The following is a 12,683-nucleotide window of genomic DNA, read 5'->3' on the forward strand; positions in this document are numbered from 1 at the left end:
CCCTTCAGGGCGAGGCTCAGAGATGAGCCGAGTATTGCCAACACACAAGCAGCTTGAAGTATGACGGGTATAAAACCGCAGCGTATTCTTCTCCGTAGTAAAACCTCGCTTTTCACATCGTCGAGAAGATAACCGTTCGGAATAAATGGCATGACTCTCATTGAAAACACGTGTTTTTTAAGGCATAACACCCTTTATTTTCATCCCAACTCAATATCGTTCTCCGCCAGAGCCGTCGTAATGACATGCCGCTCAGTCAAGGTATCTGGCCGATCGATTATCTGAAACGTGGCCTCGACGTCGCCACGTTAAGAGGAATGTCCTATGCACTATCAGCCCAAAAATGATTTGCTACAACAACGGATTATTCTCGTTACCGGTGCGGGTGATGGCATCGGTCGCGAGGCCGCGCTTACTTATGCTCGATTTGGCGCGCGCCTTATTCTGTTAGGTCGAACAGACAGTAAACTTCAGTCTGTAAAACAAGAAATCCAGCAAACACTGGGTATGCAAGCCCATACGCTAGTTTGTGACCTGTTAACGGCATCATCTCAACAGTTGTTCCAACTTGCTGGTGAGCTTGAACAAATTATCCCTCATTTGGATGGTGTCCTGCACAATGCAGGGTTACTCGGTGATATTGCCCCCATGACGGAACAATCTGTTGAAACCTGGCATCAGGTCATGCAGGTCAACGTCAATGCGGCGTTTATGCTGACACAAGCGCTACTCCCGTTATTATTGAAGTCCCCGAGTGCGTCACTGGTTTTCACTAGTTCCAGCGTCGGGCGTCAAGGGCGTGCGGGTTGGGGAGCCTATTCAGTGTCAAAATTTGCGACCGAGGGGATGATGCAAATATTGGCCGAAGAATATCGTCATACCAATTTACGGGTCAATTGCATCAATCCTGGCGGCACGAGGACCACCATGCGGGCATCCGCTTTCCCAGACGAAAATCCAGATAAATTGAAAACACCAGCCGATATCATGCCACTGTATTTGTATCTAATGGGCGATGATAGTCGGCGAAAAACGGGGATAAGTTTTGATGCTCAACCAGGAAGAAAACCCGGCGCAGCCGAATAACCCAATGAGCGTATCTAATGAGTGATGAACGTTACCAACAGCGTCAGCAACGCATCAAAACGCGTGTAGATGCCCGAATTGCAGCAGCCAGCGAAATACGCGGTATTCTGATTATTTTTACCGGAAATGGTAAAGGAAAAACGACGGCCGCTTTCGGCACGGTAACACGTGCCGTGGGGCACGAGTTACGCGCAGGTGTTATTCAGTTTATTAAAGGTGAATGGCCGAATGGCGAAAAGAATTTGCTGCAAAAGCATGGCGTTGAGTTTCAGGTCATGGCAACCGGTTTTACGTGGGAAACACAGAACCGTCAAACCGATACGGAGGCCGCATTAAAAGTCTGGCAACATGGCAAGCGAATGCTTGCCGATCCGCAGTTAGACCTGGTGGTATTGGATGAACTGACCTATATGGTGAGCTACGGTTACTTGGAGCTGGATGATGTTATCAATGCCTTGAACCAACGCCCGAGCGGACAAACCGTCATTATTACAGGCCGTGGTTGCCATCGGGATTTACTGGAAATGGCCGATACCGTGACGGAAATGCGCCCCGTTAAACATGCATTTGAAGCAGGGATAAAAGCCCAACAAGGTATTGATTGGTAAGTTATCAATCGAGTAAGCCAACGAATGATAATCACCGGAGAAATCACGATAAGTGACGTCTCCGGTGGGAACTTAAAGAAATTACCCGTTACGCTTTGGTTTTGTCGAGGTGCGCCTTGCTGGCGCTGAACTAACCTGACTGTGGCGTTTTATCGCCCGACGGATTTGATTAGCTTTTACCCGCCGACGCTCGCGCTCGATAGGTAATTTTGTCACCGTTTCTGAGGGTAGCTGTACCAGCTCGCGAAGGTAGTTAATATCGTCCAACGCCATCTCCGCCCAACCACCGCGCGGCAAACCTTTAGGTAACTGAATATCACCATAACGCACACGGATCAGGCGGCTAACCTGAACGCCTACCGCTTCCCACAGACGGCGAACCTCTCGGTTGCGCCCTTCCGTCAGCGTCACATTATACCACTGGTTCAATCCTTCGCCGCCTTGATAGCGGATAGTGCGGAATGACGCTGGGCCATCATCTAACTGAACGCCTTTACTGAGTTGCTTAAGTTTCTCGTCATCAACTTCACCGAATACGCGGACCGCATATTCACGCTCAACCTCATGGCTCGGATGCATCAGACGATTGGCTAACTCCCCATCAGTGGTAAACAACAATAGGCCAGAAGTATTCACATCCAGACGCCCTACTGCGACCCAACGAGATCCCTGAATTTTCGGTAAACGATCAAACACGGTAGGACGGCCATCCGGATCGCTGCGGGTGCATAGCTCACCTTCCGGTTTATAATAAATAAGCACGCGGCAAACGGCTTCTTCCGTTTCCTTCACCTGCACGACATGACCGTCAATACGAATCTTGGTAGATTTTGTCACTTCAACACGATCACCCAGTGTGGCAATTTTACCATCAACGCTCACGCGCCCTGCCTGGATGATACCTTCAATTTCACGTCGCGAACCGTGACCTGCGCGTGCCAATACTTTCTGTAGCTTTTCGCTCATTGAGCAACCTCTGCGTGTCGCCTTCCCAGGCGTCGGGGGGATTCATAACTCATAATAAAATTCAATGAGCTACGTAAAAATAATGATAAACAATGCCTTACAAAAAATGCTGGCGCGATTATACAGAGATTTGCGTGATTTGTATGCCCATTCCTTTTGTATAAGGGCTACTGGAACGGTGTGATATCCCCTGTTCCTTCACGCACAATCTGCGGTGACGCCTCGGTTAAATCAATCACTGTAGTGGGTTGTTGACCAAGAAAACCGCCATGAATAATTAAATCCACTTGTTTACCCAACGTATCCTGAATTTCTTCAGGATCGGACTCGGCAAAATCATTACCCGGCAACATCAGCGTGGTAGACATGAGCGGTTCATTCAAGGCCGCCAGCAACGATAGCGCGATCGGGTTCGAGGGAACGCGCAAACCTATTGTTTTACGCTTTTCATTCATTAGACGACGCGGCACTTCTTTCGTCGCTTTCAGGATGAACGTGTAGTTACCCGGCGTATTATTCTTCATCAGGCGAAATGCTGTGTTATCAACATAAGCGTACGTTGATAATTCCGAAAGATCGCGGCACACCAGCGTAAAGTTATGATTGCTGTCCAATGAACGAATGCGGCAAATACGCTCCATCGCATTTTTATCGCCCAGCATACAACCCAGCGCATAACCGGAGTCTGTAGGATAAACAATCACCCCACCCTTATGCAGAAATTCAACGGATTGCGTAATCAATCGCGGTTGTGGATTCTGCGGATGAATATAAAAAAACTGACTCATAATACGACCTCATTCACACCTTATTCATTACTGTGCCAGCGCCCGATGCTGCCAAACAGGTTCAACATCGGCAGGCAGCCACAATTTTCGCCCCAATTCAATCCAGGCACAAGGCTGATGGAAATCAGATCCTTGCGAGCCCAACAGGTGAAAATCACGGGCATAGCGCGCAAGTTGGGTACGTTCATCCGGCGCCTGCTGGCATTGTGCGATCTCCATCGCTTGCCCATCACTTTCAACAAACGTGGTTAACAACCGTTTCAACCATTTAGCGGTCAGATCGTAACGCCCAGGGTGAGCTAATACCGAAACACCGCCGGATTGATGAATCGCCTCAACCGCTTGTTTTATTGTACACCACTGCGGCGGAACATAGCCGATTTTCCCTTTCGCCAGGTATTTTTTGAACACCTGATTGATAGACGGCGCCGCGCCGATTTCTACCAGATAACGAGCGAAATGCGCACGAGTGATCTGCCCTCCCGATGCGAGTCGGCTTGCACCAGCCAAGGCATCAGGAATTCGAGATTTCTCTAAGCGGGCCGCAATATGTTCAGCCCGGTTTTGTCGATGTTGAACCTGTTGTCGTAGCAATTCACACAGGGAGGGATGCTCCGTGTTCATTCCTAAACCGACAATATGGATTTCATGATTTTCCCACAATGTGGAAATTTCTACGCCAGCAACTAGCCGCAAGGGTAATTGCTGATGATGGATCGCTTGCCGGGCTTCTTCCAGACCGCCGATAGTGTCGTGATCGGTGATAGCCAGAACATTCACTCTCATCGCGACAGCCCGCTCAACCAGTTCAGTCGGCGTTAGTAGGCCGTCCGACGCAGTCGTATGGCTATGTAAATCATAGAGAGGAAATGATGACAAAATAGAGTGAGAGGCATCTGACACAAGGTTATCCATCAAGAACAATCGTCGGCTAAAGCGGCATCATGCCATTAACCTTCACCAAATGGTAATGTCATGCCAGCCGTTCTTCCCTCATGCCAATAAAATAATGCATTTTTAGTGTTGACTTTTAAATCACGAACCAGTTAACTAGTACACAAGTTCAGTGTGTTGTTAGCGAGATGATGACATGGCGATGCAGTTTATTCATAAGAATGAAAATATTCGTAAAAATAAAAATAGTTGGTGGCGCTCTTCCCTTTCGCGGGTGGAGTAATCACGCATCGCTGTTATCGCACATGCAGATATTTCCAGGCCCGCTTATCCAGCGGGCTTTTTATTTATGAACAAATTTTTACGGGTAGCAATAATGCAAACAATGAAACCTCAACTGGAATTGCTGCGTACCGAGGTGGTATATCGCAACGATCCTAGCGCAATTTTCCACCAACTTTGTGGTGCCAGACCCGCAACGCTGCTACTGGAATCTGCTGAAATCGACAGCAAAGAAAATCTGCAAAGTTTGTTAATTGTCGATAGCGCATTACGCATTACCGCTCTCGGACAGCAGGTGTCCGTTCATGCCCTGACGGCAAATGGCGCGGCGTTACTCCCCTTACTGGATGCAGCGTTACCTGTGGACGTTATCAATGCGAGTCGTCCGAATGGTCGCGAATTGACGTTTCCTGACGTAGATTCACTACAGGATGAAGATACCCGTCTGCGTTCTCTCTCCGTCTTTGATGCCTTACGCCAAATTCTGACGCTGGTTGACAGCCCAAAAGATGAACGTGAAGCTATGTTCTTCGGTGGACTCTTCGCCTATGACTTAGTCGCAGGGTTTGAATCACTCCCGGCGCTCAGCCAACAACAACGCTGTCCAGATTTTTGTTTCTATCTGGCGGAAACGCTATTGGTTCTTGACCATCAAAAACGAATGACCCGGCTGCAAGCAAGCCTGTTTACGCCAGATAATGTTGAACGTCAGCGTTTACAACACCGTCTGGAACAACTACAGCAACAGTTGACGCATCCCGCACCAGCGCTGCCTCGCCAATCAATCGCGAGCATGACGCTAGATTGTAACCAAAGTGACGAAGCCTTCGGCGATGTCGTTGGTCAGATGCAACACGCTATTCGCCGTGGTGAAATATTCCAGGTGGTGCCTTCACGCCGTTTTTCATTGCCTTGTCCCTCTCCGCTGGCGGCTTATCAAACGCTGAAAGAAAACAATCCCAGCCCTTACATGTTCTTTATGCAGGATCAGGATTTCACCTTATTTGGTGCTTCACCGGAAAGTTCGTTGAAATACGATGCCGATAGTCGACAGATTGAAATTTATCCGATTGCCGGTACACGTCCGCGCGGCCGCCGCGCCGATGGCTCACTGGATCGCGATCTCGACAGCCGTATTGAACTGGAAATGCGTACTGACCATAAAGAACTGGCGGAACATCTGATGTTGGTCGATCTGGCTCGCAACGATCTGGCGCGAATTTGCCAACCCGGTAGCCGCTACGTTGCCGATCTGACCAAAGTCGATCGTTACTCTTTTGTAATGCATCTGGTCTCTCGCGTCGTAGGACGCCTGCGGGACGATTTAGATGTTCTTCACGCCTATCGTGCATGCATGAATATGGGGACGTTAAGCGGTGCGCCAAAAGTCCGTGCCATGCAACTGATTGCGGAAAGTGAGAAAACCCGTCGAGGCAGCTATGGCGGTGCCGTTGGCTATTTTACGGCTCATGGCGACCTCGATACCTGCATCGTTATCCGATCCGCCTATGTAGAAGATGGGATTGCCACCGTTCAGGCTGGTGCGGGCGTGGTTCTGGATTCAAATCCTCAGGCTGAAGCCGATGAAACACGGAATAAAGCCCGGGCAGTATTACGCGCCATTGCCAGTGCACATCATGCCAAGGAGATATTCTAATGGCCGATATTTTATTGCTCGATAACATTGATTCATTCACCTACAACCTGGTGGATCAACTACGTGCCAGCGGCCACAACGTCGTGATTTATCGTAACCACATACCAGCCGATACGATTATCGATCGCTTGCAGCATATGGAAAATCCGATCCTGATGCTCTCCCCCGGTCCGGGAACGCCAGCCGATGCAGGTTGCATGCCGCAACTGCTGCAACGTCTGCGTGGTCGACTGCCCATTATCGGTATCTGTCTTGGCCATCAGGCGATTGTCGAAGCTTACGGCGGTCATGTGGGTCAGGCCGGTGAAATTCTGCACGGTAAGGCCTCCGCGATCGAGCATGACGAAGCAGGCATGTTTGACGGTCTTCCGTCGCCTTTACCCGTTGCCCGCTACCACTCGCTGGTAGGCAGCAATATTCCCGATACGCTGACCATCAATGCTCGCTTTAACAATATGGTCATGGCGGTGAGAAACGATGCAGACCGCGTTTGTGGTTTCCAGTTTCACCCGGAATCAATTTTAACCACTCACGGCGCTCGTTTACTCGAACAAACGCTGAGCTGGGCTTTGGCTTAAAAAGGAAGGAATCGATCATGCAAACGTTACAACACACGCTGGAAAAACTCTACCGCGCAGAAAACATCAACCGTCAGGAGAGTCAGACGCTGTTTGCCGCCATTATTCATGGTGAACTGGAAGCCAGTCAGTTGGCCGCGGCACTCATTAGTATGAAAGTGCGTGGTGAGCACCCTGATGAAATCGCAGGGGCGGCGGCGGCATTGCTGGCCGATGCCCAGCCCTTTCCTCGACCGGATTATTTGTTTGCCGATATCGTCGGTACCGGTGGTGATGGCACCAACAGTATTAATATCTCAACCGCCAGCGCCTTTGTCGCAGCCAGTTGCGGACTAAAAATCGCCAAGCATGGCAACCGTAGTGTTTCCAGTCGCTCGGGTTCGTCTGACCTGCTGTCGGCATTTGGTATCAAACTTGATATGTCAGCGCAAACATCGCGTCAGGCGCTGGATGAACTGGGTGTCTGCTTCCTGTTTGCCCCGCAGTATCATCTGGGATTTCGTCACGCAATGCCCGTTCGCCAGCAGTTGAAAACCCGTACCGTTTTCAATGTGTTGGGCCCCCTGGTTAACCCAGCACGCCCACCGCTGGCGCTTATCGGGGTCTATAGCCCTGAACTGGTGCGCCCGATTGCCGAAACGCTACGTGTGCTGGGGTATCAGCGTGCTGCTGTGGTTCATGGCGGAGGGATGGACGAAGTAGCGGTACATGCGCCAACGCTGGTTGCTGAACTTCATCATGGTGAGATTGAAACGTACGAATTGACCCCTAAAGATTTCGGTCTGAATGAATATTCGCTATCGTCATTGCAAGGCGGAACGCCTGAAGAAAATCGTGACATTCTGGCATTGCTGCTACAAGGTAAAGGTGAACAAGCCCACGGCGCAGCCGTTGCTGCCAACGTTGCATTATTAATGCGCCTGTTCGGGCAGGAAAACCTACGTCAGAATGCTCAACATGCGCTAGAAGTCATACACAGTGGACAGGCTTATCAACGCGTTATTGACCTGTCAGCCAGAGGATAAAGTAGTCATGCAGGAAACGATTTTGAATAAACAGGAAACGGTGTTGAATAAAATAGTGCGAGATAAGGCCCTATGGGTTGAAGAACGCCAGCAACAACAGCCGCTGTCTACGTTCCAGCACGAAATCGTGCCAAGCCAGCGTGATTTTTATCAGGCACTTCGCCAGAATAAACCGGCGTTTATTCTGGAATGTAAAAAAGCTTCCCCGTCGAAGGGGTTAATTCGTCATGATTTCGATCCCGTCGCCATTGCGCAGGTTTATCAGGACTATGCTTCCGCTATTTCTGTTCTGACTGACGAAAAATATTTTCAGGGTGATTTTGCTTTTCTGCCACGGGTCAGCGCAGCGGTGTCACAGCCCGTGTTGTGTAAAGATTTCATTATCTCCCCCTACCAGATCTATCTGGCACGCTATTATCAGGCAGACGCCATTTTATTGATGCTATCGGTGCTTGACGACACTCAGTATCGCCAACTTTCAGAACTCGCCCATAGTCTGAAACTGGGCGTATTAACTGAAGTCAGTAATGAGGAAGAACTGCACAGAGCCATCCAACTTGAAGCTCGTGTTGTCGGTATCAATAATCGTGATTTACGCGATCTGTCTATCGATCTTAACCGAACCCGGACACTGGCTCCTCGTCTTCCTGCTAACGTGACGGTGATTAGCGAATCGGGGATCAACCGCCACGCACAAATCCGTGAATTGAGCCAGTTCGCTAATGGATTTCTAATCGGCAGCTCATTAATGTCTGAACCAGACCTGACCATGGCAGTGCGCCGTGTCATTCTGGGGGAAAACAAAGTCTGTGGGCTAACCCGAGCTAACGATGCGAAGGCCGCTTATCATAGCGGAGCATTTTACGGTGGTTTAATTTTCGTAGAAGACTCGTCGCGCTATGTTACCCCGGCACAGGCTGAAAACGTGATCGCTGGTGCTCCGCTTCATTATGTAGGTGTGTTCCGCAATGCGTCCATTGAGCATATCGTCAATATTGCTAAACAGCTCAAATTAGCCGCCGTCCAACTGCATGGTCAGGAAAACCAACAGACGATTTCTCAACTTCGCCAACAGTTACCCGCATCTTGTAAAATTTGGAAGGCATTCAGTATCAAGACGGAATTTCCCCCTCTCCATTTGCAGGATGTCGATCGCTATGTACTGGACAATGCTCAAGGAGGAAGCGGTCGCGCCTTCGATTGGTCTTTGTTGGAAGGTCAACCACTGGACAATGTCATGCTGGCCGGTGGGTTAAATATCGAAAACTGCGCACAGGCCGCTCAATTGGGTTGTGCCGGGTTGGATTTCAATTCCGGCGTTGAAAGCCAGCCAGGCCTGAAAGACGCCGATAAAATTGCCGCGGTGTTCCAAACGTTACGCACCGTTCAAACGAATAAAACTGCTCACCATTAAATGAATAAAAGACAGGAATATTATGACGTTACTTAATCCTTATTTTGGTGAATTTGGTGGACAATATGTTCCACAAATTCTGATCCCTGCCCTGCGCCAGTTGGAAGAAGCCTTCGTTAGCGCTCAGCAGGATCCCGATTTTCAGGCTGAGTTTTTTGATCTGCTGAAAAATTATGCGGGTCGTCCAACGGCCCTCACCTTGTGCAAAAATTTAACGGCGGGGACACGAACCAAGTTATACCTGAAGCGTGAAGATTTATTGCACGGCGGTGCGCATAAAACCAACCAGGTTCTGGGACAAGCTCTGTTAGCAAAGCGAATGGGCAAAAGTGAGATTATTGCCGAAACAGGTGCGGGTCAGCATGGGGTGGCGACAGCCCTCGCCTGCGCATTATTAGGGTTGAAATGTCGTATCTATATGGGAGCTAAGGATGTTGAGCGCCAATCGCCTAACGTTTTCCGTATGCGTTTGATGGGCGCCGAAGTCATCCCTGTACACAGTGGTTCCTCTACGTTGAAAGACGCCTGTAACGAAGCGTTACGGGACTGGTCCGGCAGTTATGAAAACGCGCACTACCTGTTGGGAACGGCGGCAGGTCCACACCCTTATCCCACGATCGTTCGCGAATTTCAACGCATGATCGGCGAAGAAACGAAAGCTCAAATGCAAGAAAAAGAAGGTCGCCTGCCTGATGCCGTTTTAGCCTGTGTCGGTGGGGGGTCCAATGCCATCGGCATGTTCGCCGATTTTATTGACGATGAGTCAGTGCGTCTGATTGGCGTCGAACCCGCAGGGTTGGGAATAGAAACCGGACAGCACGGCGCACCGTTAAAACACGGCCGCGTCGGGATCTACTTCGGCATGAAATCCCCCATGATGCAGACGACAGACGGACAAATCGAAGAGTCTTATTCGCTGTCAGCCGGTCTGGATTTTCCTTCCGTCGGACCACAGCATGCTTACCTCAATAGCATTGGTCGCGCCGACTATGTTTCGATCACCGATGATGAAGCGCTGGAAGCATTTAAGGCGCTTTCTCGCCACGAGGGGATTATTCCCGCGTTAGAGTCGTCTCATGCACTGGCTTATGCGCTTAAGATGATTAAAGAAGAGCCGGAAAAAGAGCAAATACTGGTGGTCAATCTGTCTGGCCGTGGCGATAAAGATATATTTACCGTTTACGATATTCTGAAAGAACGGGGAGAAATTTAATGGCGCGTTATCAACATTTATTCAAACGTCTGGCAGATAAAAAAGAAGGGGCATTTGTTCCCTTTGTGACGCTAGGCGACCCTTCCCCCGAGCAATCACTGAAGATCATCGATACGCTCATCGCCGCTGGCGCTGATGCCTTAGAACTTGGCATCCCCTTTTCTGATCCATTAGCTGACGGCCCAACCATTCAGGATGCCAATCTCCGCGCTTTTGCGGCCGGTGTCACGCCAGGCCACTGTTTTGAAATGCTGGCTGCAATCCGGCAGAAACACCCGGATGTGCCAATTGGTCTACTGATGTACGCCAACTTAGTATTTAGTAATGGTATTGATGCGTTTTATCAACGCTGCGCCAGTGTCGGCGTTGATTCAGTTCTGGTTGCTGACGTGCCGGTGGAGGAATCAGCCCCTTTCCGCGCCGCTGCACAACGTCATGATATCGCGCCGATATTTATCTGCCCGCCAAATGCCGATGACGAACTGCTTCATGAAATTGCTTCGCATGGCCGTGGTTATACTTATTTGTTATCCCGTGCAGGCGTCACTGGCACGGAAAAACGAGCGCAAATGCCGTTACACCACCTGATAGCAAAATTAAACGAATATCACGCTGCCCCACCGCTTCAGGGGTTCGGGATATCAGAACCCGCCCAGGTACGAGAAGCACTCGCGGCTGGCGCAGCAGGCGCAATATCCGGCTCAGCGATTGTCCGCATCATTGAAAAGAATCAGCAGCATCCCTCTGAAATGTTGAGCCAGTTGCGGGCTTTTGTTAGTGAAATGAAAGCAGCAACACGTTAATAAAACGTTATCCTCTTGAGCAATGCAATGCATTGGTTTTCTGGAGTAGAGCCCATGGATGGGCCAACTAAGCCAATACGCAATCAGCCTGAAGTATGACGAGCAATAAACATGCATCCACATGCATACGATCTCATTTTAGTATTGCACATCCCTTTATTAAAGAAATAACATCAAACTCAACAACTATTTTATTTCAAAAAAATCAAAAATGTAAAAATTAATTTCAAATTGAAATTAATTTTTTATTTTCTCGAATTATTTAAGATGAAATAGCGTTTTATTTCCACACTTCATAAAACAAAATCAAAAAATAAGAGGAAAATCACATAACTGAAATCATTTTTAATTTTTCTATTTTAAAGATCTTGTTCACATTACTTAAAGAAATAATAAATAGAATGGAACTCGCTGAACAAAAGTGGCAGCAGTTTCTAAATAATAATTCTCTTCGACACGGGAAAATAACATGAAAGTTAAAATTTTAGCGATGGTGGTAACCTCCTTAGTAAGTTTAAGCTCTATGGCGGTAACGATTGACTACCGCCATGAAATGAAAGATACCGCAAATGCAAACCACCAGGATCGTCTCCTGATCTCTAACCGTTTTGATAACGGTTTTGGTTTGTCTCTGGAAGGTAAATGGAAACAATCTTCTGGTGATAAAAGCGATCCGTATAATAAACCAAACAAACCTTATAACGAAACCGTCAGCAACGGCACTGAAGTCACCGCCAGCTATCTATACAAGTTTGACAAGACGTTCAGTCTGGAAGGTGGTTTCAACATGGTGACTGACTCCAACACCAATAACTACCGCCCATATATCAAGGGTGCAGTCAACATCACTGATTCCCTGTACTATAACCTGCGTTATCGTCCTTTCTACAAACGCTATAGCGGCAATATCGGCACAGCCAAAGATACAGATATGAAAGGCTATGCCATCACTAGCGTTATCGGTTATAAACTGCCAGCCAATTTCACTATTGAATATGAGTTTGAATACGTTAAAAACACTAAAGCTGGTAGCTTTGGCTACATATATGATAACGACAACGATAATATGACCCACGACGTGAAACTGTCCTACAAATTCGACAAAAACTGGACTCCGTATATTCAGTTAGCTAACGTTGAACAAGACTCGGCGACCGATCATCGTCAAACCCGTTATCGTGCAGGTATTCAATATAACTTCTAATTATTAATATTTTGTAAACACTATATTAATAAAGAAGTAGATATTCACTCATTGGTTTGTTAGTTCCTGTCTCTAAAAACGGCGGATATATTATCCGCCGTTTTTTTACATATATACCCAAAATAATTCAAGTTTCAGGAAGGCGGCAAGCGAAGGAATCCCGAT

10 protein-coding genes, 1 pseudogene and 1 other annotated feature are annotated in these 12,683 nt (G+C 48.4%); of the genes and pseudogenes, 8 read left to right on the forward strand and 3 right to left on the reverse strand.

Annotation, left to right across the window (positions count from 1 at the left end; all coding sequences use genetic code 11):
* The first annotated feature begins 324 nt into the window (after positions 1-324).
* Together ACKPVM_RS09645 and cobO are read left to right on the forward strand one after the other, a co-directional pair.
* Positions 325-1,086 (forward strand): YciK family oxidoreductase, encoded by a 762-nt coding sequence (locus ACKPVM_RS09645; protein WP_409308824.1) that lies wholly within the window; start codon positions 325-327, stop codon positions 1,084-1,086.
* A gap of 17 nt (positions 1,087-1,103) precedes the next feature.
* On the forward strand, positions 1,104-1,694 hold the full coding sequence (cobO, locus tag ACKPVM_RS09650; RefSeq protein WP_409308825.1) for a cob(I)yrinic acid a,c-diamide adenosyltransferase: 591 nt from the start codon (positions 1,104-1,106) through the stop codon (positions 1,692-1,694).
* A gap of 81 nt (positions 1,695-1,775) precedes the next feature.
* Here the strand turns inward: cobO and rluB are convergent, their stop codons facing one another.
* The 3 genes from rluB to rnm all read right to left on the reverse strand — a co-directional run bounded on the left by rluB (position 1,776) and on the right by rnm (position 4,363).
* Positions 1,776-2,660 (reverse strand): 23S rRNA pseudouridine(2605) synthase RluB, encoded by an 885-nt coding sequence (rluB, locus tag ACKPVM_RS09655; protein ID WP_409308826.1) that lies wholly within the window; start codon positions 2,658-2,660, stop codon positions 1,776-1,778.
* A gap of 167 nt (positions 2,661-2,827) precedes the next feature.
* Positions 2,828-3,448: an L-threonylcarbamoyladenylate synthase gene (locus ACKPVM_RS09660; RefSeq protein ID WP_409308827.1), complete on the reverse strand. Its 621-nt coding sequence runs from the start codon at positions 3,446-3,448 to the stop codon at positions 2,828-2,830.
* 27 nt (positions 3,449-3,475) lie between these two features.
* Positions 3,476-4,363: an RNase RNM gene (gene rnm / locus ACKPVM_RS09665; protein ID WP_409308828.1), complete on the reverse strand. Its 888-nt coding sequence runs from the start codon at positions 4,361-4,363 to the stop codon at positions 3,476-3,478.
* A 223-nt stretch (positions 4,364-4,586) separates the two neighbouring features.
* Positions 4,587-4,690: a sequence feature (Trp leader region), on the forward strand.
* A 28-nt stretch (positions 4,691-4,718) separates the two neighbouring features.
* On the opposite strand from rnm, the gene ACKPVM_RS09670 reads away from it, so the two are divergent.
* The 6 genes and pseudogenes from ACKPVM_RS09670 to ACKPVM_RS09700 all read left to right on the forward strand — a co-directional run bounded on the left by ACKPVM_RS09670 (position 4,719) and on the right by ACKPVM_RS09700 (position 12,518).
* Entirely contained in the window at positions 4,719-6,281 is a 1,563-nt protein-coding gene (locus tag ACKPVM_RS09670; RefSeq protein WP_409308829.1) for an anthranilate synthase component 1, read from the forward strand.
* Positions 6,281-7,884: pseudogene (gene trpD / locus ACKPVM_RS20595) on the forward strand (bifunctional anthranilate synthase glutamate amidotransferase component TrpG/anthranilate phosphoribosyltransferase TrpD). Before ACKPVM_RS09670 ends, trpD begins: the two are co-directional and overlap by 1 nt.
* A 7-nt stretch (positions 7,885-7,891) precedes the next feature.
* A complete protein-coding gene (trpCF, locus tag ACKPVM_RS09685; protein WP_409308832.1) occupies positions 7,892-9,298 on the forward strand; it encodes a bifunctional indole-3-glycerol-phosphate synthase TrpC/phosphoribosylanthranilate isomerase TrpF in 1,407 nt (468 codons plus the stop codon).
* 19 nt (positions 9,299-9,317) lie between these two features.
* Positions 9,318-10,511: a tryptophan synthase subunit beta gene (gene trpB / locus ACKPVM_RS09690; RefSeq protein ID WP_409308842.1), complete on the forward strand. Its 1,194-nt coding sequence runs from the start codon at positions 9,318-9,320 to the stop codon at positions 10,509-10,511.
* Complete coding sequence (gene trpA / locus ACKPVM_RS09695) at positions 10,511-11,314, forward strand: tryptophan synthase subunit alpha (protein ID WP_409308833.1); 804 nt, start codon at positions 10,511-10,513, stop codon at positions 11,312-11,314. The genes trpB and trpA overlap by 1 nt, the downstream gene beginning before the upstream one ends.
* 469 nt (positions 11,315-11,783) lie before the next feature.
* Entirely contained in the window at positions 11,784-12,518 is a 735-nt protein-coding gene (locus ACKPVM_RS09700) for an oligogalacturonate-specific porin KdgM family protein (RefSeq protein WP_409308834.1), read from the forward strand.
* Positions 12,519-12,683 lie beyond the last annotated feature (165 nt).

The organism is Pectobacterium hainanensis (genome assembly GCF_046237015.1).
Lineage (GTDB): Bacteria > Pseudomonadota > Gammaproteobacteria > Enterobacterales > Enterobacteriaceae > JBJYIN01.